This window comes from Achromobacter aegrifaciens, from assembly GCF_902859965.1.
GTDB lineage: Bacteria > Pseudomonadota > Gammaproteobacteria > Burkholderiales > Burkholderiaceae_B > Achromobacter > Achromobacter aegrifaciens.
Map to the genome: position 1 here is coordinate 1,191,226 of NZ_CADIKO010000003.1, position 24,852 is coordinate 1,216,077.

Annotated in this window: 20 protein-coding genes; 14 read left to right on the forward strand and 6 right to left on the reverse strand. The window is 64.6% G+C overall.

All coding sequences use genetic code 11. The features are described from left to right. Window positions 1-31 precede the first annotated feature (31 nt). The 7 genes from dnaE to HV793_RS24540 are packed head-to-tail and all read left to right on the forward strand — an operon-like array spanning window position 32 to window position 9,196. A complete protein-coding gene (gene dnaE, locus HV793_RS24510; protein ID WP_054451173.1) occupies window positions 32-3,526 on the forward strand; it encodes a DNA polymerase III subunit alpha in 3,495 nt (1,164 codons plus the stop codon). Beyond that, the gene (locus HV793_RS24515; RefSeq protein WP_054451174.1) at window positions 3,523-4,623 is read left to right on the forward strand and encodes a glycosyltransferase family 4 protein; all 1,101 of its coding nucleotides are present in this window, start codon (window positions 3,523-3,525) and stop codon (window positions 4,621-4,623) included. The genes dnaE and HV793_RS24515 overlap by 4 nt, the downstream gene beginning before the upstream one ends. Further along, on the forward strand, window positions 4,620-5,468 hold the full coding sequence (locus tag HV793_RS24520) for a polysaccharide deacetylase family protein (protein ID WP_119449140.1): 849 nt from the start codon (window positions 4,620-4,622) through the stop codon (window positions 5,466-5,468). Before HV793_RS24515 ends, HV793_RS24520 begins: the two co-directional genes overlap by 4 nt. Beyond that, on the forward strand, window positions 5,465-6,217 hold the full coding sequence (locus HV793_RS24525) for a glycosyltransferase family 2 protein (RefSeq protein WP_054451176.1): 753 nt from the start codon (window positions 5,465-5,467) through the stop codon (window positions 6,215-6,217). The genes HV793_RS24520 and HV793_RS24525 overlap by 4 nt, the downstream gene beginning before the upstream one ends. Then, the gene (locus HV793_RS24530; RefSeq protein WP_175214048.1) at window positions 6,214-7,323 is read left to right on the forward strand and encodes a glycosyltransferase; all 1,110 of its coding nucleotides are present in this window, start codon (window positions 6,214-6,216) and stop codon (window positions 7,321-7,323) included. The genes HV793_RS24525 and HV793_RS24530 overlap by 4 nt, the downstream gene beginning before the upstream one ends. Window positions 7,324-7,347: 24 nt before the next feature. Next, window positions 7,348-8,073, forward strand: coding sequence for a polysaccharide deacetylase family protein (locus HV793_RS24535; RefSeq protein ID WP_119449142.1), 726 nt, complete (start codon window positions 7,348-7,350; stop codon window positions 8,071-8,073). Next, window positions 8,048-9,196, forward strand: coding sequence for a glycosyltransferase family 4 protein (locus tag HV793_RS24540; protein WP_175214049.1), 1,149 nt, complete (start codon window positions 8,048-8,050; stop codon window positions 9,194-9,196). Before HV793_RS24535 ends, HV793_RS24540 begins: the two co-directional genes overlap by 26 nt. 30 nt (window positions 9,197-9,226) lie before the next feature. Here the strand turns inward: HV793_RS24540 and HV793_RS24545 are convergent, their stop codons facing one another. Genes HV793_RS24545 through HV793_RS24555 form a run of 3 tightly spaced genes read right to left on the reverse strand, consistent with a single transcriptional unit; the run spans window position 9,227 to window position 11,261 of the window. Continuing rightward, window positions 9,227-9,517, reverse strand: coding sequence for a YkgJ family cysteine cluster protein (locus HV793_RS24545; RefSeq protein WP_175214050.1), 291 nt, complete (start codon window positions 9,515-9,517; stop codon window positions 9,227-9,229). Next, window positions 9,508-10,272 carry a YdcF family protein gene (locus tag HV793_RS24550; RefSeq protein ID WP_175214051.1) on the reverse strand — a complete coding sequence of 255 codons (765 nt, stop codon included), beginning with the start codon at window positions 10,270-10,272 and terminating at the stop codon, window positions 9,508-9,510. Before HV793_RS24550 ends, HV793_RS24545 begins: the two co-directional genes overlap by 10 nt. A gap of 20 nt (window positions 10,273-10,292) precedes the next feature. Next, entirely contained in the window at window positions 10,293-11,261 is a 969-nt protein-coding gene (locus tag HV793_RS24555; RefSeq protein WP_175214052.1) for a glycosyltransferase family 9 protein, read from the reverse strand. A 107-nt stretch (window positions 11,262-11,368) separates the two neighbouring features. Here HV793_RS24555 and msbA point away from each other — a divergent pair, with 107 nt between their 5' ends. The 3 genes from msbA to HV793_RS24570 all read left to right on the forward strand — a co-directional run bounded on the left by msbA (window position 11,369) and on the right by HV793_RS24570 (window position 17,100). Further along, window positions 11,369-13,144: a lipid A export permease/ATP-binding protein MsbA gene (gene msbA / locus HV793_RS24560; protein ID WP_054451341.1), complete on the forward strand. Its 1,776-nt coding sequence runs from the start codon at window positions 11,369-11,371 to the stop codon at window positions 13,142-13,144. 173 nt (window positions 13,145-13,317) lie between these two features. Next, window positions 13,318-15,120 carry a monovalent cation:proton antiporter-2 (CPA2) family protein gene (locus HV793_RS24565; RefSeq protein ID WP_175214053.1) on the forward strand — a complete coding sequence of 601 codons (1,803 nt, stop codon included), beginning with the start codon at window positions 13,318-13,320 and terminating at the stop codon, window positions 15,118-15,120. Window positions 15,121-15,627: 507 nt separating this feature from the next. Continuing rightward, complete coding sequence (locus tag HV793_RS24570) at window positions 15,628-17,100, forward strand: GGDEF domain-containing protein (RefSeq protein ID WP_175214054.1); 1,473 nt, start codon at window positions 15,628-15,630, stop codon at window positions 17,098-17,100. A gap of 69 nt (window positions 17,101-17,169) precedes the next feature. On the opposite strand, the gene HV793_RS24575 is transcribed toward HV793_RS24570, so the two are convergent. Beyond that, entirely contained in the window at window positions 17,170-17,871 is a 702-nt protein-coding gene (locus tag HV793_RS24575; RefSeq protein ID WP_054451186.1) for a DUF3053 domain-containing protein, read from the reverse strand. 201 nt (window positions 17,872-18,072) lie between these two features. Then, on the reverse strand, window positions 18,073-18,966 hold the full coding sequence (locus tag HV793_RS24580) for a LysR family transcriptional regulator (RefSeq protein WP_119449149.1): 894 nt from the start codon (window positions 18,964-18,966) through the stop codon (window positions 18,073-18,075). A 219-nt stretch (window positions 18,967-19,185) separates the two neighbouring features. Between HV793_RS24580 and HV793_RS24585 the strand changes: the two genes are divergently transcribed. The 4 genes from HV793_RS24585 to HV793_RS24600 are packed head-to-tail and all read left to right on the forward strand — an operon-like array spanning window position 19,186 to window position 22,934. Then, window positions 19,186-19,725, forward strand: coding sequence for a TRAP transporter small permease (locus HV793_RS24585; protein WP_225589142.1), 540 nt, complete (start codon window positions 19,186-19,188; stop codon window positions 19,723-19,725). Continuing rightward, complete coding sequence (locus HV793_RS24590) at window positions 19,722-20,993, forward strand: TRAP transporter large permease (RefSeq protein WP_082400714.1); 1,272 nt, start codon at window positions 19,722-19,724, stop codon at window positions 20,991-20,993. Before HV793_RS24585 ends, HV793_RS24590 begins: the two co-directional genes overlap by 4 nt. A 56-nt stretch (window positions 20,994-21,049) precedes the next feature. Next, window positions 21,050-22,042: a TRAP transporter substrate-binding protein gene (locus HV793_RS24595; protein WP_119449150.1), complete on the forward strand. Its 993-nt coding sequence runs from the start codon at window positions 21,050-21,052 to the stop codon at window positions 22,040-22,042. 58 nt (window positions 22,043-22,100) lie between these two features. Beyond that, complete coding sequence (locus HV793_RS24600; RefSeq protein ID WP_054451190.1) at window positions 22,101-22,934, forward strand: NAD-dependent epimerase/dehydratase family protein; 834 nt, start codon at window positions 22,101-22,103, stop codon at window positions 22,932-22,934. Window positions 22,935-22,936: 2 nt separating this feature from the next. Here HV793_RS24600 and rng read toward each other — a convergent pair whose 3' ends face one another. Beyond that, window positions 22,937-24,400: a ribonuclease G gene (gene rng / locus HV793_RS24605; protein ID WP_059378637.1), complete on the reverse strand. Its 1,464-nt coding sequence runs from the start codon at window positions 24,398-24,400 to the stop codon at window positions 22,937-22,939. Window positions 24,401-24,852 lie beyond the last annotated feature (452 nt).

The window sequence follows — 24,852 nt, forward strand, 5'->3', positions numbered from 1 at the left end:
TGGACCGCATTGACTAGGTACAATTCCCTTTATGTCCGAAGAAGCCGTAACGACCCCGTCCCCATTTGTTCACCTGCGCGTACACTCCGAATTTTCGGTCGTGGACGGCATCGTGCGCATCCCCGACCTCATCAAGCGCGTGGCCAAGCTGGGCCAGCCCGCCGTCGCCTTGACGGATCTGTCGAACCTGTTCGGCCTGATCAAGTTCTACAAGGGCGCGCGCGGCGCCGGCATCAAGCCGATTGCCGGCTGCGATGTCTGGCTGTCCAACGACGACGACCCCGCCAAGCCTTTCCGCTTGCTGCTGCTGGTGCGCAACCACCAGGGCTACCTCAATCTTTGCGAACTGCTGACCAAAGCCTTCCTGACGAACCAGGGCAAGGGCCGCGCCGAGATCCGCCGCGAATGGCTGCAGGGGCAGGAGGGCCTGATTGCCCTGTCGGGCGGGCGCGGCGGCGACGTGGGCCAGGCGCTGGACGCGGGCAATGCCGTGTCGGCGCTGGCGCTGGCGCGCCAGTGGGCGCACCTGTTCCCGGGCAGCTACTACATCGAGTTGCAGCGCGCCGGCATGGACGGCGACGAAGCCTACACCCAGGCCGCCATGCGCCTGGCGAGCGAGGCCGGCCTGCCGGTGGTGGCGACGCATCCGGTGCAATTCCTGGACGAATTCGAATTCCAGGCGCATGAGGCCCGCGTCTGCATCGCCGAAGGCGAAATCCTGGCCAACCCGCGCCGCGTGCGCCGGTTCAGCAAGGAGCAATACCTGCTCAGCTCCGAGGAAATGGCGCGGCGCTTCGCCGACGTGCCCTCGGCGCTGGCCAACACGGTGGAAATCGCCAAACGCTGCAACCTCAGCCTGGTGCTGGGCAAGCCGCGCCTGCCCAATTTCCCCACGCCGGACGGCGTGAGCCTGGACGACTACCTGGTCCAGCTGTCGGAAGAGGGCCTGGAAAAGCGCATGGCGTTCCTGTTCCCGGACGAGGCCGAACGCCAGTCCAAGCGCGAGCAGTACTACGAACGCCTGCGCTGGGAATGCAAGACCATCATCCAGATGGGCTTCCCCGGCTACTTCCTGATCGTGCAGGACTTCATCAACTGGGGCAAGAACAACGGCGTGCCGGTGGGTCCGGGCCGGGGTTCCGGCGCGGGCTCGCTGGTGGCCTATGCCCTGGGCATTACCGACCTGGATCCGATCCGCTACGACTTGCTGTTCGAGCGCTTCCTGAATCCCGAGCGGGTCTCCATGCCCGACTTCGATATCGACTTCTGCCAGGACAACCGCGAACGGGTCATCGACTACGTCAAGGAAAAGTACGGCCGAGCCGCCGTGAGCCAGATCGCGACCTTCGGCACGCTGGGCGCCAAGGCCGTGGTGCGCGACGCCGGCCGGGTGCTGGACATGCCGTACATGTTCTGCGACGGCCTGTCCAAGCTGATCCCGTTCAATCCGATGGATCCCTGGTCGCTCGAACGCACCCTGAAGGACGAGCCCGCCTTCAAGGACCGCTACGAGCAGGAAGAGGAAGTGCGCGCGCTGGTGGACCTGGCGCAGCCGCTGGAAGGCCTGACCCGCAACATCGGCATGCACGCCGGCGGCGTGCTCATCGCGCCGGGCAAGCTTACTGACTTCTGCCCGCTGTATTGCCAGCCCGGCCAGGAAAACAGCGCGGTTTCGCAGTTCGACAAGGACGACGTCGAGGCCGCCGGCCTGGTGAAGTTCGACTTCCTGGGCCTGCGCAACCTGACCATCCTGGACTGGGCCGTGCGCTACGTGCGCCAGTTCAACGAGGACAAGCGCGACTTCGACGTCATGGCCCTGGCGCTGGACGATCCGGCCGCCTACAAGATCCTGTGCGACGCCAACACGACCGCCGTGTTCCAGCTGGAATCGCGCGGCATGAAGGAACTGCTGAAGAAGCTGCGGCCCAACACCTTCGAAGACATCATCGCCATGCTGGCCCTGTATCGACCGGGGCCGCTGGAATCGGGCATGGTGGACGACTTCGTCAACCGCAAGCACGGCCGCGCTGCAGTGGATTATTTCCACGACGACCTGGAGAACACCCTCAAGAGCACCTACGGGGTCATCGTCTACCAGGAACAGGTGATGCTGATCTCGCAGATCATCGGCGGCTACTCGCTGGGCGGCGCCGACCTGCTGCGGCGCGCCATGGGCAAGAAAAAGCCCGAGGAAATGGCCAAGCACCGCGAATTGTTCGAGCAGGGCGCCAAGGAAAAGGGCCACGATCCGGACCTGGCGGTCAAGCTGTTCGACCTGATGGAGAAGTTCGCGGGCTACGGCTTCAACAAGTCGCACTCGGCTGCGTACGCGCTGATCTCGTACCAGACGGCCTGGCTCAAGGCCTACCATCCGACCGAGTTCCTGGCCGCGACCATGTCCTCGGACATGGACGACACCGACAAGGTCCAGATCTTCTGCCGCGACGCCCAGGACAACGGCGTCGAAGTGCTGCCGCCTGACGTCAATTTCTCGGGCTATCGCTTCGAGCCGGTCGCCGACAAGCACACTGAAAAAGGCAGGCCGCCGCGCACCATGCGCTATGGCCTGGGCGCCGTCAAAGGCACGGGGCAGGGCGCGGTCGAGGAAATCCTGCGCGCGCGCAAGGAAGCCGGCCCGTTCCAGAACCTGTTCGACTTCTGCCGCCGCGTCAATAAGCACGCCGTCAACCGGCGCACCATCGAAGCCCTGATCAAGGCCGGCGCGTTCGATACCATCGAGCCCAACCGGGCCGCGATGCTGGCTTCGGTGCCCACCGCCATGGAAGCCGCCGAGCAGGCGGCCCGCAGCGCCAACCAGGCCTCGCTCTTCGGCGACGACAGCGGCGACGTAGTGGCGGGCGAACTGGCCAAGGTCGCACCTTGGGACCTGCACAAGAAGCTGACGGAAGAAAAGTCCGCGCTGGGCTATTACTACAGCGGCCACCTGTTCGACGCTTGGCGCGACGAAGTGCGTCGCATCGTGCCGATGCAGCTGGTGCGGGTCGAGCCGCAGCGCGACCTGCAATGGATGTGCGGCGTGCTGGCCAGCGTGCGCGTCATGATGACCCGCCGCGGCAAGATGGTTTTCGCGGTGCTGGACGACGGCACCGCGCAGGTGGAAATCTCGGTCTTCAACGAGCTCTACGAAAAGCACCGCAACCGCCTGCGCGAGGACCAGCTCGTCATCGTCCAGGGCAAGGTCAGCAATGACGACTACTCCGGCGGCATGCGCATCGTCGCGGAACAGCTCTACGACCTGCAGCTGGCGCGCGAAGCCCGGGCCAAGTCCCTGCGCGTCAAGCTCAATGGCAGCGCCGACGCGGCGCGCCTGAGGCAGATGCTGAATCCGTTCCGGGCCGAACCCGAAAACGGCATTCCCGGCGTGCCGGTCGATATCGTCTATACCAAGAATAATTTCCTGTGCACGGTCCGCCTGGGCGAGGAGTGGCGCGTCCGCATGGCCGACACGCTGCTCGCCAACCTGAATGAATGGACCAAGCCGGATGGCGTGGAGGTCACCTATTGATGCCGATGCGTATCGTTCACTCGGAAGCCGCAACCAGCTTTGGCGGCCAGGAAGGCCGGATTTTCAAGGAGATGACCGCCATGCGCGCGCGGGGCCATCACATGGAAGCCATCTGCCAACCCAAGGCGCTCTTGGCTGAACGCCTGTCGGATGCCGGTTTTCCCGTGCACACCCTGGAAATGGATGGCGCGGTGAATTACCTGAAGGGCATCGCCACCATCCGTGGCATCCTGCGCGAAGGGCGCTTCGACGTGCTCAATACCCACAGCCGGCGCGACACGGTCATCGCGGCCGCCGCCGGCCGTCTGGCGGGGACGCCGCTCATCGTGCGGACCCGGCACCTGTCCAACAAGGTAGGGTCGCTATGGTCCTACACCTGTCTGCCGCACAGGGTCACGACGGTCAGTGACCATGTGCGCCAACACCTCATCGACCGCGGCGTACCTGCCGGCAAGGTAGCCACCGTCTATTCCCCCATCGTGCTGCCGCCGCCCGTGGAACGCTCCACGTTGCGCGAAGAACTCGGCCTGGCCGATGACGACATCGTGGTCGGCTGCGTGGCCGTCATGCGCGCCACCAAGGGCCACAAGGACCTGATCGACGCGATCGCGCCGCTGATGGCCAGCCGGCCCAAGCTGCACCTGGTGTTCGTCGGCGGCGGTTCGCCGGTGTTCGAGCAGACCCAGGCCTATGTGGCCGAACTGGGCCTGCAGGACCGCATCCATCTGATGGGCATGCGGCGCGACGTGCCCAACCTGCTGGCCGGCTTCGATCTCTTCGCGCTGGCCACGCAGCAGGAAGCGTCCGGCACCGTCTACGTCGAGGCGCAGGCCAGCGGCCTGCCCGTCATCGGCACGGACGTGGGCGGCGTGTCGGAAATGTTCCGCGACGGCGAAACCGGCATCCTGGTGCCGCCCAAGAACCCCGAGGCGCTCACCGCCGCCCTGGTGCGCCTGATTGACGACGCCGGTTTGCGGCGGAGCATGGGCGAGGCCGGCCGCAAGATGGTCTGGGACGAGGGCGTGTTCTCGCCCGCCCGCCTGGCGGAAACCACCGAAGCCGTCTATGCCAAATGGCTGGCGGAGCGCGCGGGATGAATGCACCCAACGTTCCGGTGCTGATGTATCACCACGTCACGCCGGCCGGCGGCATGATCGCCGCCACGCCCGATGTGTTCGAGGCGCAGATCTCGCGCCTGGCCCGCGCCGGCTACCAGTCCTTGTCGGCCGATCAGTTCGCGGCCTACCTCGCCGGCGGCGCCGCGCCCGAACGCTCGGTGCTGATCACCTTCGACGACGGCTACCTGAACAACTGGGTGCATGCGCACCCGGTGCTGGCGCGCCACGGCATGCGCGCGGTGCTGTTCACGATCACCGGCTGGATCGGCGACGGGCCGGTGCGCCCGCATGCGGGCCAGGGCGTCCCCTTGCCCGCCACGCCCGACCACGACGCTTGCAAGCAACTGGTGGCGGCAGGCCGGACCGACGAGGCCATGTTGCGCTGGAGCGAGATCGAGGCCATGCAGGCGGCAGGCACGTTCGAATTCCATTCCCACACGCATACCCATACCCGCTGGGACAAGGTCTGCGGCACGGACGTCGACGCCAAGCGCGCCCGCATCGCCCAGGAATTGCAGGATTCCCGCGAGACGCTGACAAGCCGCCTCGGCTCGGTCAGCGACCACCTCTGCTGGCCGCAAGGCTATTTCGACGCGGACTACGTGGCCGCGGCGCGGGCCGCCGGGTTCCGGCACTTGTACACTACCGACCCTTTCGGCCAGAACACCCCCGGCGCGGACCCCGAACACATCTATCGTTTCGCGGTGCGCAACCAGGGCGGCTCCTGGCTGAACCGGCGCATCTGGCTGTCGCGCGATCCCTTCTGGGGGCCGCGCTTTCATGCCTGGAAAGCCTGGAAAAAGCGTCTCAGGAATCGCGGATGAAGCTATCTGTCATCATCATCACCAAGAACGAGGCGGCCAACATCGCCGCCTGCCTCAAGTCCGTGGCGTTCGCCGATGAATTCATCGTGGTGGACTCGGGCAGCACCGACGGCACCGTCGAAGTCGCGCGCGCCCTGGGTGCGAGGGTTGAAGTCACCCCGGACTGGCCCGGCTTCGGGCCGCAGAAGAACCGCGCGCTGGATCTGGCCACGGGCGACTGGGTGCTGTCCATCGACGCCGACGAGCGCGTCACGCCGGAACTGGCCCAGGAAATCCAGGAAGCGCTGCGCGCGCCGCGCGCCGATGCCTACGAGATCGCGCGCCTGTCGAATTTCTGCGGCCGCGACATCCGCCACAGCGGCTGGTGGCCCGATTACGTGCTGCGCCTGTTCAAGCGCGGCACGGCGCGGTTCAACGACGTGGCCGTGCATGAACGCGTGGTGCCGGCCAATGGCAAGCCGCTGCAGATGCGCGGTTATTTCCACCACTATCCCTACGACAACCTGGATGCGCTGATCACCAAGGTCAACCGCTATTCGTCCGATGCCGCCGCCATGATGTACGCCAAGGGCCGGCGCACCTCGGTCTTCGGCGCGCTGGGCCATGGCTTCTGGACCTTTGTGCGGATCTACCTGATCCGGCGCGGCTTCCTGGACGGCAAGCACGGCCTGGTGCTGGCCGTCGTCGCCTCGGCCGGCAGCTTCTTCCGCTATTCGAAGCTGATGTTCCTGGCCGAGAAGAAGAAGTGAAGATCCTCTACACCAACTTCCACGGCGGCAACGGCGGCGGACACGTCACCTACATCATCAATCTGGCCAAGGCCCTGTCCAAGGACCACCAGATCACGATCGCGGCGCCGGCCACCAGCCGCCTGTACCGCTACGCCAAAGCGATTCCGGGCGTGACGGTGGAGGACATGCAATACACCACGCGGCCTTCGTCCTGGTTCAAGGACCGCGCGCAGTTGCGCCGGCTGATCAAGGCCGGCGGTTTCGACATCATCCACGCCAACGGCTCGGCCGACCACAAGCAGGTCATGCTGGCCACGCTGGGCATGCGCCGCCGCCCGCGCATCGTCTTCACCAAGCACAACGACCATCCGCTGGCGAGCCTCGGCCACAAGTTGCGGGTGGCGCTGGCCACCGACCATGCCATCGCGGTCAGCGACTACGTCCATGGCCTGATGCAGCAGTCGCCGTATGGCAAGCGTCCCATCACCACCATCCGCCACGGCATCGACACCAATTTCTTCGCGCCGCCGCCGCCAGAAAGCCTGGACAAGCTGCGCGCCATCTTCTTCGGGCCCGACTGGCAGGGCAAGCTGCTGCTGGGCAGCGCGGGCGGCACCGACTACGACAAGGGCTGGCTGGACCTGGTGGCAGCGGTCGCCGCCTTGCCGCCCGAGGACCGCTCGCGCGTGCTGCTGATGGTGGCGGGCGATCCGCCCAACGAAGCCAAGCTTGCCCGGGTGCGCGAGTTGGGCATGATCGACCAGGTCCGTTTCCCCGGCTTGCTGGATGACGTGCGGGCGGCGCTGGCGTCCTGCCATGCGGGTTTCGTGCTGTCCTACCGCGAAGCCCTGTCGTTCGCCTGCCGCGAGATCATGGGTTTGGGATTGCCCGCCCTGGTCAGCGACGCGGGCGGACTGCCCGAGAACGTCACCGATGGCGTCGACGGCTGGATCGTGCCCGCGCGCGACGTGCCCGCCATCACGGCCAAGCTGCGTTTCATGCTGGACCATCCCGATGCCGTGCGCGCCATGGGCGCCCAGGCACGGGAAACCAGCCTGCGGGACTTCAATCTGGAACGTTTCGCCGCCGCCACACTGGACGTATACCGACGCGCGCTGGGATAAGGCCGGGCTTTATAATCTGTCCCTATGTCTATCCCCATACTCATGTACCACCAGATCGGCGAGCCCAATCCCAAGGGCACGCCGTTTCGCGGGCTGACGGTGCACCCCGACAGCTTTGCCCGGCAGATGCGCTGGATGCGCAGGCTGGGCTATCGCGGCCTGTCCATGCGCGACGTCATGCCCTATGTCCGTGGCGAACGCCAGGGCAAGGTATTCGGCATTACGTTCGACGACGGCTATCGCAACGTGCACCACAACGCCATGCCGGTGCTGAACGAACTGGGTTTTACCGCCACCAACTATTTCGTGGCGCACCAGTTCGATGGCGGCAATGTGTGGGATCTGGAAAAGGGTATTCCGTTTTCGGCGTTGATGACCGTGAACGAAATGCGGGAATGGGCGCAGGCCGGCCACGAAGTCGGCTCGCACACGCTGGACCATGTGCACCTGCCCCAGATGTCGCCCGACGAGGCCCGCCGCCAGATCGTCCAGTCCAAGGACGAGCTGGAACAGGCGCTGGGGGCGCCGGTCACCGCCTTCTGCTATCCCTATGGCGACCACGGTCCCGAACACCGCGCCATGGCGCGCGAAGCCGGCTACGACAACGCCACGCTGACCCAGCGCGGCCTGGCCGCGGCCTCGGATGATCCCTACGGGCTGCCGCGGGTCACGGTGTCGCGCTCCACCAACATCATCCGCTTCCTGCAGAAGTGCCTGACCCGGTATGAAGACTCCCGCCGGCGCGGTTGAACGGCGGCTGCGCATCGCGCTGCTGGTCGACCGCTTCGGCAATCGCTTTGGCGGCGCCGAAGCCTACGGCGTGGAACTGATGCGGGTGCTCGGACAGCGCCATGACGTATCCATCGTGGCGCGCGACTTCGACAGCGACCTGCCGTTTCCCTTCCTGCCCGTGCGTTTTCCTGGCTGGCTGCCCAGCTGGATGCGCGTGCTGTACTTCGCCTGGCGCGCCGACCGGCTGACCCGCGGCCGCTATGACATCGTGCATTCCCACATGAATGGCTGGGCCGGCGAAATCCAGGTCATGCACGTGACGCCGGTGCGCTACAACCGGCTGACCCGCGTCAAGCCGTTGCAGCGCCTGACCGCTTGGCTCTCCCCACGGCTGGCCACCTATCTGCTGCTGGAAAAGCTGCGCGTGCGCCAGGCGCCCGCAAGGCGCGTGGTGGCGGTGTCAGGACTGATCATGGACCAGCTGCACCGCAGCTACGGTCCACAGCTGCCGGTGGACATTATCGCGCCCGGGGTCAAGCTGCCGACCGCGGCGCAAATGGAAGGCCGCGAGGCCACCCGCGCCAGCCTGGGCTGGGGCGCGGATACCATCGGCTGTCTGCTGGTCGCCCGCAATCCCTTGCGCAAGGGATTGCCGGCGCTATTGGACGCGCTGGCGCAACTGCCGCCGCAGTACCGGCTGCTGGTCGTGGGCGCGGACGAACCTACCCGCGAACGTGTGCGCGCGGCAGGCGCCATCGCCAGCCGCGTCACCCTGATCGATCCCACGCCCGACGTCGCCCGCTACTTCAGCGCCGCCGACATCTACGCGCATCCGACGCTGAACGACAGCTACGGCATGGCACCGCTGGAAGCCATGTCGCACGGACTGCCGGTCGTGGTGAGTTCGCCCGCTTACTGCGGCTTCGCGCAGTACCTCTCGGCGGGCAAGGACGCGCTCATCCTGCAGGACCCGCGCGACGGCGCCCAACTGGCGCAGGCGCTGGAACGGCTGGGCTCCGAACCCGCGTTGCGGGCGGCACTGGCCGAACGCGGCCTTGAGATTGCGCGCGAGCAAAGCTGGGAAACGGTGGCGGCGCGCTACGAGGCGCTGTACCGCCAGGTGCTGCAGGAACGCAGCTGAGAGCTGGATCGAGCTGGCGCGTGGCCCGCCTCAATAGCCGGGCGCCGTCGCCTGTTCGAGTTCACCCAGCCAGTGGATCGCGTGGTCGCGGTCGGCGCCGCACATCTCGGCCTGAGGCTGCAGCCCGCCGCAGAAATCCGGGCGCGACGGCTGGCCGAAAATCGCGCAGCGCATGTCAGGCAGCAGCTGGATACAGGGTACGCCAGCGGGTTTGCCCTGCGGCATGCCGGGTATAGGCCGGGTGATTGACGGCGCGATGCAACAGGCGCCGCAGCCGGGCCTGCATTCCAGCGCGGCCACGGCCGTCGAGGTCAGACCCATCCGCGCAGCCAGTAGACGAACAGGCCGGCGTACTCCTTGATAATGGAGCGACTCGCATCGAACGTACGCTGGTCCGGAAGCCACAGCGCTAGCGAACCGTCCGTGGGCTCCACGATCTGCGGTGGCGCGGGGGCGGCTATCGCCTCCACGCCCTGCTTGGAAAAGGCCGCCATCGCGCGCGGCATATGCAACGCGGAAGTCACCAGCAGCACCTTGCCGATGCCGCGCGCCTTGAGTTGATCCTCGGTCAAGGCCGCGTTCTCATACGTGGTGCGGCTGGAGTTTTCCAGGATGAGCGCCGTGTCCGGCACGCCCTGCTGGCGGATGGCGTGCGCCATGCCGCGGGCTTCGCTGACGTCGCCTTCCAGCGCGCCGCCCGACAGCAGCACCTTGGGAGCGCGTCCGGCCAGATAAAGCTGCGCCGCCGTGTCGACCCGGACCACGGCGGTTTCCTTGTCATACGGCAGGAACCAGTTGGCGCGCCCGTTGGCGGTGTTGCCGCCCAGCACCACGATGGCGTCGGCGGTCGGGGATTCCGCTGGCGGCAGATGCGGATAACGGTGTTCCAACGCGCCGCCGGCCCAGATCGACGTCGCGGGTAGAGACCAGGCCAGCGACCACAAAAGACCGGCGACGATGAGCGAACCGCCGGTCTTGCGGAACCGGAACAGACCCAACACCAGTCCGATGGCTACCAGGGTCAGGCTCAAGTTGTAAGGAATGATCAGATTTGTGAGATAGCTGGACAAGGGCATCTTGAAAAAAATCCTGATTACTACGTCTCGTCCAGCAGGAGGCGGGCTTGCTGTTCCACCTCCTCGCCGGACGGCCATGCATGCTCCGTGCCTACGCAGACGGCGCGTGGCGACCACGGGCCGGTGCGTCCCGGACGCGTGACGCCGAACAGCGTCAGTTCGCTGGCGTTGGCGGCTGCGGCGACGTGCGAGACACCAGAATCGTTACAAATCACCAGCGCCGCCCGCGCCGTCAACGCTGCGAATGCGCCCAGGGACAGGGGAGGCAGCAGCAGCGCCGTAGGGGCATTGCGCCGCGCCTCCTCGGTTTCGGCCGGAGGAGGGCACATTACCACGGTATGACCGCGGGCCTGCAAGGCCCGGGTTAGTGTATCGAATCCCGGCCACACCTTGATCTTGCCCTTGTGCAGGCCCGTGGCCGTCGGCGCGATCAGCACGAAACGTTGGCCTGCCAGCCCGGCGGCTTCCAGCGCCAGATCGGCGGCGCTCTGGTGGGCGGACGTCAGCGGCAGGTCCAGGGTGGGACCGGGTTCGGCCGGGCCGCTGGGCAGGCCCCAGCGGGTCAGGGCTTCGCGGGTCAGGTGATGCCAGGACTGGACCGCGTGCAGCGTGTCGCTGGGTTTGGCAAAGGGCCAGCGCAACAGGAAGCTGCGGCCGTCGTCGCGATAGCCGGCCGACGGCAGTCCGGCCAGACGGAATACCAGCGCGCTGGACAGCGAGTCCGGCAGCAGCAATCCGCGGGCGCGGCGCCCCTGGGCGCCCAGGCTGCGCCGGTGGGCGCTGACCGTCGCTCGGTCCGGCCCGACCTTGCCGCGCATGGGGATGAAATCCTGCTTGGCCACGCCGTCCAGCAGGTCGCGGGCCCAGGGGCGGGCGCAGATCACCAGGGGCAGGCCGCTGGCGTGCAAGGCGCGCAGGCTGGGCAGGCTCATGCAAACATCGCCCACCCAATTGGGTAACCGGACGTACAAGCAGCTGATATCGGACATGGAAGGGCGCTGGGCGCGTTAAGGCTGAAGGGGACATGGCCCGGGCGGCGACTTGTCGCGCAGCCGGTACAATTCTGGCCACAATTGTATAAAAGCGAGTGATTCCTTTGAATTCTGCCGCACGCAACGCGCCCGCGAGTTCCCAACCTGTCAAAGCCGAACTCTGGAGTCGGATCTACAGCCGCGTGGGCTCCTACTGGAAGGGATTGTTGCTTGCCGTCCTGCTGATGGCCGGCGCGGCCGCCACGCAGCCCGTCCTGGCAGTCATCATGAAGCCCTTGCTGGACGGCGGCTTTTCGGGCGCCAAGCCATACTACGTCTGGGCGTTGCCGCTGGCGGTGGTCGGCCTGATCCTGCTGCGCGGCATCTGCAACTTCTTCAGCGATTACCTGCTGGCCTGGGTCGCCAACAACGTCCTGCTGGGCATGCGCAAGGATATGTTCGAGCGCCTTCTGGGCCTGCCCGACGCCGACTTCAAGCAGGGCGACACCGGCCGCCTGCTCAATCGCTTCACCATCGATGCCGGCAACGTCACCGGCTACGCCACCGACGTCATCACCGTGCTGGTGCGTGAAACCCTGGTCGTCGTCGCGCTGATCTGCGTGCTGCTGTACATGTCCTGGGTGCTGACGCTGATCATCCTGATCATGCTGCCGGTGTCGGTGCTGATCTCGCGCTTCTTCATCAAGCGCCTGCGCCGCATCAATCGCGAAACCGTCAACATGAACGCCGAACTGACCCGCGTGGTCGGCGAAGGCATCGACGGCCAGCGCGTCATCAAGCTGTTCGACGGCTATGAAGTCGAACGCGGCCGTTTCGATTTCGTCAGCCGCCGCCTGCGCCGCTTCGCCATGCGCACGGCCACGGCGGACGCCGCCCTGACGCCGCTGACCCAGGTCTGCATTTCCATCTCGGTGGGCGCGGTCATCGCCGTGGCGCTCAGCCAGGCCAACCACGGCGCCTTGACCGTGGGCAGCTTCGCGTCCTTCATGGCGGCGCTTGCCCAGATTTTCGACCCCATCAAGCGCCTGACCAACGTCGCCGCCCGCATGCAGAAGATGCTGGTGTCGGCCGAAAGCGTGTTCACGCTGATCGACCAAGTACCCGAAAACGATACCGGCACCAAGGAACTGGCCGAGCCCGTGCGCGGCAAGGTGGAATTCCGCAGCGTCTCGCATCGGTTCCCCGATGCCGACCGCGATACCGTCAATGGCATTTCCTTCACAGTGGAACCCGGCCAGACCGTGGCCCTGGTAGGACGCTCGGGCAGCGGCAAGACCACTCTGGTCAACATGCTGCCGCGCTTCGTGCTGGCCGATAGCGGCTCCATCCTGGTGGACGACACGCCGATCGACGAACTGACGCTGCGCAGCCTGCGCTCGCACCTGTCGCTGGTGAGTCAGGACGTGGTGCTGTTCGACGACACCATCGCAGCCAACGTCGGCTACGGCGCGCTGGGCAAGTCGAGCGAACAGAAGGTGCGCGATGCGCTGGCGGCCGCCAATCTGCTGGAGTTCGTCGAAGGCTTGCCGCAAGGGCTCAATACGCCGGTGGGCGAAAACGCCGCCCGCCTGTCCGGCGGCCAGCGCCAGCGCCTTGCGATCGCCCGCGCGCTGATCAAGAACGCGCCCATCCTGATCCTGGACGAAGCCACTTCCGCACTCGACAACGAATCCGAGCGTCAGGTCCAGGCCTCGCTGGAGCGCCTGATGAAGGGCCGGACCACGCTGGTCATCGCCCACCGCCTGTCCACCGTGCAAAACGCCGACCGCATCATCGTGCTGGATGCCGGCAAGATCGTCGAGCAAGGCCCGCACGCCGAGCTGCTGGCCGCCAACGGCCTGTACGCCTCGCTCTACAAGATGCAATTCCGCGACGATTGATCCAGTCAACCGCTTGTCCCGGGCGGTTGTTCGTTCCTGTCGCATTTCCGGATTGCCAAGCGCCCGGATTGCCGGAAAATGGAGCCGGGCCTGCCGGCAGGCCCGGCTCCCGCCCGCTGCGGGCGGAGCGGCGCCCCGAGGCGCTTTGGTCCGCCGTGCATCTGGAGCGTCCCATGTCCCTGCCTGCCGAAGGCAATCAGCTAGTCAATGTCGTCGTCCTGCTGGGGGCTGCGGTCGTCGCGGTTCCGCTGTTCAAGCGCCTGGGGTTGGGGTCCGTCCTGGGATACCTGGCCGCCGGCCTGGTGATCGGGCCCTTCGGCCTCGGCTTGTTCTCCGATCCCAAATCCATCCTGCACGTAGCCGAATTGGGCGTGGTGATGTTCCTGTTCATCATCGGCCTGGAAATGCAGCCCTCCCGGTTGTGGAAGCTGCGCGGCGAGATCTTCGGCCTGGGCGTCGCGCAGGTGCTGGCCTGCGGCGGGCTGCTGACGGCGGTGGGCCTGCTGGCGGGGCTGTCGGGCCCGGCGGCTTTCATGGCCGCGATGGGCTTCGTGCTGTCGTCCACGGCCATCGTCATGCAGATACTGGGCGAGCGCGGCGACACCGCCAGTGCGCAGGGCCAGCGCATCGTCTCGATCCTGCTGCTGGAAGACCTGGCCATCGTGCCGCTGCTGGCCCTGGCCACCCTGCTGGCGCCGGCCGACACTTCCAGCCGTGGCGATCCGTGGATTCAGTCGGCCATCGCGGTGGCCTGCATCCTCGCATTGCTGGCCGCCGGCCGCTGGCTGCTCAATCCGCTGTTCCGGTTATTGGCCGCCGCACATGCGCGCGAGGTCATGACGGCCGCCGCATTGCTGGTGGTGCTGGGCGCGGCGCTGCTGATGGAACTGGGCGGCCTGTCCATGGCGATGGGCGCTTTCCTCGCGGGCGTGCTGCTGTCCGAGTCCACCTTCCGCCATCAGTTGGAAGCCGAAGTCGAGCCGTTCCGCGGCATATTGCTGGGCCTGTTCTTCCTGGGCGTGGGCATGTCGCTGGACCTGTCGGCGGTGGCGCGCGAATGGCCGCTGATCCTGGCCGCGGTGGTGGTGTTCATGCTGGTGAAATCGGTGGGCGTGTACGTGGTGGCGCGAGTGCTGCGCGCGACCCACGCCGAGGCCATGACGCGCGCGGCCCTGTTGGCGCAGGGCGGTGAATTCGCCTTCGTCCTGTACGGGGCGGCCGCCGCCGCCGGCATCTTCGATGCCCACACGGGCGCCGTGCTGACTGCGGTCGTCATCATTTCCATGGCGCTCACGCCCTTGTGCGTGCTGGCGTTGCGCTGGCTCCTGCCCAAGCCGCAGCCCTCAATGGAAGACGTGGATGTGGCCAAGGATCTGGAGGGCTGTGCGCTCATCGTGGGCTTTGGCCGTTTCGGCCAGATCGTGACCCAGGCGATGCTGGCCCGCGAGCTGACGGTCTCCATCCTGGATACCGACACCGATGCGATCCGGGCAGCGGCCAAATGGGGCGTCAAGGTCTATTACGGCGACGGCACGCGCATCGACATGCTGCGCACCGCCGGCGCGGAAAATGCCTGCGCCATCCTGATCTGCATCGACGATCCGAAGGCGGTCAACCACATGGTCAAGCTGATCAAGGCCGAATTCCCGCTGGTGCGGGTGGTGGTGCGCGCCTATGACCGCATCCATTCGTTGGCGCTGGCCAAGGAAGGGGTCGACTATCAGGTGCGCGAAACCCTGGAGTCGGCGCTGGCCTTCGGCGAGGCCGCGCTGCGCGTGATCGGAGTGCCTCCTGATGAAGCCGCCGAGGTGGTGCAGGATGTGCGCCGGCGCGACACCGAGCGTTTCGACCTGGAGGTGGCGGGCGGTCTGTTCGCCGGCCGCTCGTTGCTTTACGGCAATATGACCAGCGCCCCGGACGGCCGCAACGACCAGCCCGACCGGGAAACCGAGAGGGCGGCCAGCCCGATCGCGTAACCGACTATTTCCATATCGTTGCATTACTTTTCGCATCATGTCATGCGCAGGCGCTGGCGGCTGAGGTAGATTTATCCGCACTGACTCTTCATCCACGACGAGCATTTGCCAGGGGGCTGCCATGCTGCAATCGGATCGGATTTCCACGACGCCGCACGCTGTTGGAGTAGAACTGGCCCGGCGGCAGGCCCGGACCCTGCGCTGCGGATTTTCGGCGGGCTCGATGCGCCAGCTGGTGTCGCATACGGGCGGAGCGGGCCCGGCATGGTCCATCGGCGCGCACCGCGAAGCCGACAGGGCCAGAGGCGCCAAGGCCTTTCCCTTCCGCATTGCGGCGGTCGCGGCGACTTGAGGAAGCCGTCGCGCAGAAGGCGCCATGCGGGCGTTGCTCGGGTTTTTTTAGGGGCGGATCTTGCGCGGCATGTCCGGCGGCGGCATCATCTGCGGCGTAAATCTCTGCCGGAGTGATCCGCGTCCCCCGGACGTCCCCGGCGTAGGAGCGCCGTATTGAAGTCTCGCGGGTTTGTGCAACGCGCCCTGTATGCGTTGGGGGTGCTCGTCGCAATCGGCATCTGCGCGGCCGCGGTCGCGCTGCTCTGGATCGACCGCCGCGCCACCTGGGAGGCCGCCCACGCTTCGGCGCGCAACATTACCGGCGTGCTTTCCGCGGACATCAGCCGCACCCTGCATGTCTACGACCTGTCGCTACAGGGCATGGCCGAACGCCTGCGCGAACCGGGCCTGGCTCAGCTGGCTCCTGAAACCCAGCGCCGTTTCCTGTTCGACCGGCCATCCACCGCCGAATACCTGGGCGCCGTCGTGGTGCTGGATAAGAACGGCGATATCCGTTACCACTCCGGGGACCTGGACACGCCGGATGTGAGTTTCGCCGACCGGGATTTCTTCCAGGTGCACCGCGATGCCGATGACGTCGGCATGTATGTCAGCAAGCCCTATCGCAGCCGCCTGCGCGGTGGCGACGAGAGCATCGCCGTCAGCCGGCGCCTTTCCAATCCGGACGGCAGCTTCGCCGGCGTGGTGGGCGGTTCGCTGCGCCTGGCGTATTTCCGCGACCGCTTTGCCGAGCTGTCGATCGGCGAGCGCGACGAGATCAGCGTCTTCCGCAACGACGGTCTGGTGCTGCTGCGCGCCCCATATTCCCGGAGCGACCTGGGCAGCGACATCGGCATGGCGCTGGATTTCCAGCAGTTCCTGATCCGCCGCGAAGGCTCGTTCGTTGGGGAGCTGTCGCCGGACGGCGTGAACCGCTACTACACCTTCGCCAGCATCGAGGACACGCCGCTCATCATCGACGTGGCCATGGACGTGGATGAGCTGATGGAGCCCTGGGACCGCCGCGCGTTCTTCATCATCCCCGTGACCACGGCGCTGCTGCTGTCGGTCGTGGCGCTGATTGTGCTGTTCAGGCGCGAGATGACCCTGCGCAAGGCGGTCGAGACGCAGCTGGCTATACAGGCGCGCACGGATGGGCTCACTGGCCTGGCCAACCGGCGCGCGTTCGACGAAGCGCTGGAACGCGAATGGCAGAATGCGCGCCGCGAGCGCGTGCCGCTGTCGCTGCTGTTCCTGGATGCCGACCATTTCAAGCGCTACAACGACCGCTACGGCCATCAGCAGGGAGATCAACTGCTGGCGGCGCTGGCGCGAGTGCTCAAGAAAAAGGCCCGGCGACCCCGCGATCTGGCGGCGCGCTATGGCGGCGAGGAATTCGTCGTGTTGCTGCCCAATACCAGCCGCCAACGCGCCGCGGAGATTGCGGAAGGCATCAGGCGGGCGGTTGCCGCCCTGAAGGTGCCGCATGCAGACGCCGCCGCCGGTATCGTCACCATCAGCGTCGGGGTCGCGACGGCGGTGCCGCAGGCCGACGACGCGGTCGCCAGCCTGGTAGAGGCGGCTGATGCGGCCGTCTACCAGGCCAAGGAGTCCGGCCGCAATCGCGTGGCAGTGGCCGGGACCTGAGCTGGCGCCGCATTAAAAAACCCCGCCGCGCTTATCGCGCGGCGGGGTTTTTTTTAAGCGCTGCGTGGCTTAGCGGCCGACCATGACGGCCTGCATGCGCGTTTGCGCCTGCTGCACGTTCTTGGCTTGCGCGTTCAGTTCCTGCAGCAGCTTGTTCAGCTCGGTCTGCACGGCGGGATCCTGGACCTTGACGATGGGACCGGAAATATCGATCTGCGCGGCGTGCGCGGCGACGTAATCGGCGATCTTCAGGCTGCTGTCGAAGGTCGCGTTCAGCTGCGGCAGCACGTCGCGGAAGGTGTCGGCCGGCAGGCTCACGGTCTTCTCGTAGGCCTTGTCGTACACCGCCTTCAGGTCTTCCGGCTGCTTGAGCTGAGCGCGCGCGGCGTCAGCCTTGGCCTGCTGTTCCTTCAGCGCCACGCCCATTTCATTGAGCGAGGCTTGCACGGCCTTGAGGTCGTCGCGACGCGTCACGATATCGTTCAGCGAACGCATGGAGCCCTTCTGCATGATGCCCGACAAAGGCTTCACCGAAGCATCCATGCCCGCATTGAAGTCGGTGATCACCGCATATTGCGCGGCGTAGTCGCCGAAGGACTTCTTCTCTTCATCCGTCAACTGCGGGACGCGCACGCCGGGCTTGTCGACGATGCGGGTCTGCAGGAACTGCGTGAACGCGGCACGCTGTTCGGGTTCCTTGTTGCCGCAAGCGGCCAGCATCAACGGCAGCGCTGCGGCCAATACCAGGAACGGACGGAAAAGGGACTTCATCGCATCGAACTCCTAAAAGCGAAAGAAAGAAATTTTCAGGGTATACCCTGAAGGCGCCCGCAGCTTATCGGGTCGTCCTCGTTGCCGCCATCGCTTTCAGAATTGTTTGCAATCGAATCTTTAAGACACAAAATTCACACATAATGAAGTGAAGTTGCGTCCGCCACCTGTTACGCGTGCGCGCGCGTTTCCGTGTTTCCGCTATTCCTGGACGGCGATTTCCCGCAATGCCGCAGTCAGCAGTTCCGCGGACCTCGACAGCGAGCGGCCCGCGCGCCGCAGGATCCCGATGTGCCGATATAGCGGCGGGCTGCTGATCGAAACGCAACGCAGGCGGTTGGTATCGCCTTCGCGGGCAGCCAATTCAGAAAGAATGGCGACGCCCAGTCCCTGTGCCGCCATCGCCAGCACGGTCGAGTTGTAGACGACCTCATAGGCCGCCGGCAGCGAGATTTTCAACTTGTCGGCCGCCGCCTCGATGTGCGTGCGGATGCTGCTCTCCCGCACCGGCAATATCAACGGATGCTCGGCCAGATCCTTGAGCGTCACGGTGTCCGGCGCAGCCCAGGGATAGTCATGCGCCATGTAGGCGCAAAAGCGGTCGGTCACCAGTTCCTCCCAGACCAGCTCCTGATCGCGCTTGATCGGACTGCCGATCCCAAAATCGACCTCGCCGCTGCGGGTCATGTCGTTGACGCGCGAGGCCACGGTGTCCCGCACGCAGACGGTGATCCGCGGGTAGTCGCGGTTCAGCCTGTGGATCGCTTGCGGCAACAGGCCGGCGGCCAGGGAGGGCAGCACGGCAACGGTCACCGTGCCGCGTTCACGATCGCTGGTGTCGCGGGCCTGGGTCACCAGGTCTTCGATTTCAGCCACCAGTTTCTCGATGCGCGGATAGAGCTCCTGGCCCCGTGGCGTCAGGCTGACGCTGCGGTGGTTGCGGTCGAACAGCCGCGTACGCAGATGGGACTCGAGCTGCTGGATCTGTATGGTCAGCGCCGACTGGGAAATATTCAGTTCGTGAGCCGTCCTGGTGAAGTTGCCTAAACGCGCGATCGTGAGGAAAGCGCGTAACTGCTTGAGATCACTCAACATTATCGAAACTCCGGTTCAAGGCGCGAGGGCTCGGCGATCGTTTTTTTTGAAAAGAATGTTCCGTTATTTGAATTTTACGAATCGCATGCCGCTGAGTATATTTCCTATCGAACGCCTGGCTCAAAAAGGCGGCAAATAAATAAATGAGACAAAGAGGGAGGGCTCCGCATGGCCGGGTATTGTGCCTCACACCAGAGGCTTCAATCGCTGCAGCGAATAATGGATTCGATAAATGCTGCGGCTGAAAAGTGCGCCGGACTGTTTCTTATAGGAATGGTCCTGGCTATTTCAATTTCTGTATTTGTACGGCTGCTTTACACCTACACCGGCATTCCATTTTCCACGCCCTGGGCGGAAGAACTGGGCCGTTTCATGATGGTCGGCAGCGTCTTCATTGGCGGCGCGGTCGCGACTTACCGCCTGCGCCTGATCGGCGTCGACGCCTTCATCGGCATGGTGCCGGAGTCGGTCGCGCGCTGGCTGCGTGTTGTTGCCCATATCCTGACCTTGATGCTGGCCGTGCTGCTGGCCTGGAAGTCGATCAGATTGATCGAACTCGGCATGAGGCAGACCTCGCCCGCGATGGAAATGCCCATGGCGTACATCTATGTGTTCATGTTCATCGGTTGCGTGCTGATGAGCCTGAATACCTTCGCGCACGTCATCAAGGAATTGATGAGCGTTGAAGCATCGCAGCAGGGCGGCGAGACGGAAAGAGCCGCCGCCGCCATGCAAAATAGTGAAGGAGGGGCGCTGTGATCCCGGTCCTGTTTTTATCGTTTACGGCGATCCTGATAATCGGCGCGCCCATCGTCACCGCGCTGGGCATGTCCGCCGCGTTCGCCCTGCAGGCGGGCGACCGTTCGCTGCTGATCGTGGCGCAGATGGCGTTCCAGTCGCTCGATTCGTTCAGCCTGATGGCCGTGCCATTCTTCATCCTGGCCGGGCATCTGATGTCCTCGGGCGGCGTCGCTGCCAGGCTGGTGCAACTGGCCAATGCCTTCGTCGGCTGGATCCGCGGCGGGCTGGGCGCGGTCGCGGTGCTGACCTCGCTGCTGTTTGCGACGGTTTCCGGCTCCTCGTCCGCAACGACCGCCGCGATCGGCTCCGTGCTGATCCCGGAAATGGAAAAGAAGGGCTACCCCAGGTCGTTCGCGGCTTCCATTGCCGCATCCTCCGGCGAGCTGGGGGCGATCATCCCGCCCTCGATTCCCATGATCGTGTATGCCCTGACGGCGAACGTGTCGGTCGGCTCGCTGTTTCTCGCGGGCATCCTGCCGGGTCTGCTGATCACCGTGTCGCTGATCCTCACGGTCTGCCTGGTTGCCCGTTTCCAGGGCTTTGACGAAGTCACTGCGGTGAGCTTCACCGCATGGCTGAAGGGTGTGCTGGTCGCCCTGAAGGACGCGACGCTGGCGCTGATGATGCCGGTAATCATCCTGGGCGGGATCTACGGCGGCTTGTTTACCGCGACCGAGGCCTCCTGCATCGCCGTGCTGTACGGGCTTGCGCTCGGGCTGTTCGTCTACAAGGAAATTACGGTCAAGGATCTGCTCGGCATTTTCGCGCGCTCCGCGGTGATGTCCTCCATCATCCTGCTGATCGTGGCGTTCGCGGCCGTGTTCGCCTACCTGCTGACGATCAATCAGGTGCCGCAGCAGGTCGCCGCGATGCTCGGCTCGGTGACGACTAATCCGATCGTGTTCCTGTTGCTGGTGAACGTCATGCTGTTCCTGGTCGGCATGTTCATCGAGGCGCTGGCGGCGATCCTGATTATCGTGCCCATCCTGGCGCCCATCAGCGTGGCTTTCGGCATCGATCCCATCCACTTCGGCATGATCGTCATCACCAACCTGGCGGTCGGCATGGTGACGCCTCCGGTCGGTGTGAACCTGTTCGTGGTGTGTGAAGTCGCCCAATTGAAAATGCACCAGTTGGCGAAGTATCTGGTCATCTTCCTCGCCGTCCTGGTGCTCGACGTCCTGATTATTTCTTACGTGCCCGCCATTAGTACCTTTTTCTTATAAAAACTAGATCGGCTGCCCGAGGACAGTGTCTTCCGGGCGGCTGGAAAACCGAGGAGATGGAAGTGAAGCTATTCAAGAAGATGTTTGGCGCCGGCGTCCTGAGCGCCCTCATGTTTTCTGCGCCGTCGCACGCGTTGAACATGGACGTCGGGCATACGCTCACGACGGACAGCCCTTTTCACGTGGGAGCGCAGAAATTCGCCGAAGTGCTGAAGGCGAAATCGAACGGGAAGATCACGATTTCCGTGTTCCCGCATTCGCAGCTGGGCGGCGAACTGACCATGATCCAGGGCGCGGTAGCGGGTGCTACCGACCTGGTCATCACGGGCCAGCCGACACTGAATGGCATCGTCAAGGAATTCCTGGTCTTTGATTCGCCGTTCCTGTTCGACAGCGTCGAGCAGGCCAATCAGATCCTCAACGGGCCGGCCGGCGACAAATTCATGGAAGTCCTGCCCAAATACGGCCTGGTTGGCTTGGGCTGGTTTTCGGCGATCGAACGCAACGTCTTCGGCAACCGGCCCGTCAATTCGGCCGAAGACCTGAAAGGCATGAAGATCCGCGTCATCCAGTCGCCGGGTTATGTGGAAAGCTACAAGGCCCTGGGGGCGCAAGCCACTCCCATGGCGTACTCGGAGCTGTATCTGGCCCTGCAACAGAAAGTGCTCGATGGCGGCGAGACGACGCCGGACCAGTTCGTCTCGGATAAATTCATCGAAGTCTCCAAGTACTTCAACATGACGCACGTGAACATCCATCCGGCGCTGCTGCTCATGTCCAAGGACCGCTGGGACCGCTTCTCGCCCGCGGAACAGAAAATGATCAAGGAGTCGGCGGACGAGGCCATGGCCTACGCGCGCGACTATTACAAGAAGGTCTACGACGAGGGTATGAAAACGATGCAGGCAAGGGGTGTGTCCATTGTCTATCCCAGCAATCTCGATTCGCTGGTGCAGGCCACGCGGCCGGTCGTGAAAAAGCTCGTCGGCGAAGCCCCCAACGGGCAGGCGCTCTACGACGCCGTGATCGCCGCCAAGCAGAAGCAGTAACCGGCGCAAACGGCATCGGCCCCGGCGCTTTCATACTCAAGAGAAACTGGACAGATTGATGACACCCTTCAACCAACCCGAAAACCTGCGCGTGCTGATTACCGGAGCGGCCGGCAACATCGGCCTTTGCCTGCGTACTCACTTGCGCGGCCGCTATGCCTTGCTGCGCCTGGCTGACATTGCGCCGCAGGAACCGGCGCAAGCCGGCGAGGAAATCTGCACGATGGACGTCCGGGACATCGAGTCCCTGGAACGCTGCATGGAGGGTATTGATTGCGTCATCCATCTGGCCGGCATACCCGGCGCCGATGTCTGGGAAAAAATCCTGCCGATGAATATCGAGGGCTGCTACAACGTATTCGAGGCGGCCCGGCGCCAGAACGTGCGCCGGGTGGTGTTCGCCAGCTCGAACCACGCTATCGGCTATCACCGCCGGGAAAAATTCCTCGATGACACCGTGCAGCCCCGTCCCGACTCGCTGTATGGCGTCTCGAAGGTGTTCGGCGAGGGCCTGGGCCGGATGTATGCCGACAAGTACGGCATGTCTGTCGCCTGCCTGCGGATCGGGACGTTTCGTACGCCCGACCGCCCGAGCGAGGCCCGCCAGCTGTTGACCTGGATCAGCCACCGCGACATGGCGCAACTGGCAGCGCGCTGCGTCGAGCATGCGTCCTACCATTTCACGGTGGTCTACGGGGTGTCGAACAACCTGCGCAACCGCTGGGACAATTCCAACGCGAAATTCCTGGGCTACGCGCCGCAGGACGATTCCGAAGTGTTCGCCCCGGAAATCCTGGCTCAGAACATCCCCGAGGATCCCATCGCGGCCCAGTTCCACGGGGGCTTTTATTGCCCCCTGGAATTCGTCGGGACCACGGACAGGATTTCCTGAAATCAGACCAGGATGATGTCGTACTGCTCTTGAGAGTACGCGCCTTCCACTTCCAGCGAAATGCGCTTGCCCACGAAGTCGCCCAGCATCGCCAGATGCTGGCTTTCTTCTTCCAGGAACAGGTCAACCACCTCTTGCGAGGCGAGGATGCGGAATTCCTTGGGATTGAATTGCCGCGCCTCGCGCAGGATCTCGCGCAGGATTTCATAGCAGACGGTACGCGGCGTACGCACATTGCCGCGCGCCTCGCACATGGGGCAGGGCTCGCATAGCTGATGCGCCAGCGAGTCGCGGGTGCGCTTGCGCGTCATTTCCACCAGCCCCAGTTGTGTAAAGCCGTTGACCGTCATGCGGGTGCGGTCGCGCGACAGCGCCTTCTTCAGTTCGGCCAACACCGTTTCGCGGTGCTCCTGTTCCTCCATGTCGATGAAGTCCAGGATGACGATGCCGCCCAGGTTGCGCAGCCGCAGCTGGCGCGCAATGGCCTGGGCCGCTTCCAGGTTGGTCTTGAAGATGGTGTCGTCGAAATTGCGGCCGCCCACGAAGCCGCCGGTATTGACGTCGACCGTGGTCAGCGCCTCGGTCTGGTCGATGATGAGATAGCCGCCCGACTTCAGGTCCACTCGTCGAGAGAGCGCCCGGGCAATCTCATCGTCCACATTGGCGGTGTCGAACAGGGGGCGCTCCCCGCTGTAGTGCTGGATGCGGCCCACGACCGAGGGCGTATAGATGCGCGCCCATTCCAGCATCGCGGCACTGGTCGTGCGGGAATCCACAAGAATGGTTCCGGTGTTCGGGCCCACCATGTCGCGCAGCACGCGCTGCGCCAGGGTCAGATCCTGGTGCAGCAGGGCGGGGGCCGGCTGGGTGCGCGCCGCCGCCTGGACGCTGGTCCACAATTTACGCAGATACTCCAGATCGGCCGTCAGCTCCTCGTCATTGGCGCCTTCGGCCTGCGTGCGGACGATGAAGCCGCCTTTTTCCTCTGCCGGCATCAAGGCTTGCAGGCGTTCGCGTAGCTGGATGCGTTCGGATTCGTCGTCGATCTTCTGCGAAATGCCGATATGCGGATCGTGCGGCAGGTAAACCAGCATCCGGCCCGCCATGCTGATCTGGGTGGAAAGTCGTGCGCCCTTGGTGCCCAGGGGATCCTTGACCACCTGAACCATGATGGTCTGTCCCTCGAACAGCAGCTTTTCGATCGGGGTGGGAGTCAGCCCCTGGCTTCTTTCGCCCCGGTTCTCGCGCAGGTCTGCGATGTGGATGAAAGCCGCGCGCTCCAGTCCGATATCGATGAAAGCGCTCTGCATGCCCGGCAGTACACGGACGACCCGCCCCAGATAGATATTGCCGACATGGCCCCGCTGGATGCTGCGTTCTACGTGCAGCTCCTGTACCGACCCTTGTTCCACCAGCGCAACGCGGGTTTCGAAGGGGGTGACATTGATCAGGATATCTTCGCTCAGGGCGATGGCTGGGGGCATAGCGTGTTCGTCTCCAGTAAGGTGCGGCGTACAGGCGAATAGTAAACGTAGGGCAAGGCGGACAAGACAACTATCTATATGGGGCAACCGCGGGAATCACCACTATATATAGGGGAGGGGACCGGGGCAGCCGCTGAACAAGCAGGGGGATCGGCCTTTTTGCGCCACGCGAAAAAACTGTGCTATAGTCTCGCTCCTTCGCAGTTCGGACAGTTTTGAACCGCGAAGCCAAGCAAGCACAACAGGTCGGGCAAGAGGATTCGAGCCAGGTCTGCCGCAAAGCAGTCAGAAATGAATGCCCCGCGGTTATTGCAAGGATTGCAGCAAGTTAGGCAAAAGCCAGTTGCACAATCTGCAAAAATCGTGTTATAGTCTTGGGCTTGGCAGTTGCCGAAAAATTAGGGTTAACCCTGATATTTCGATAGCTGCTAAGA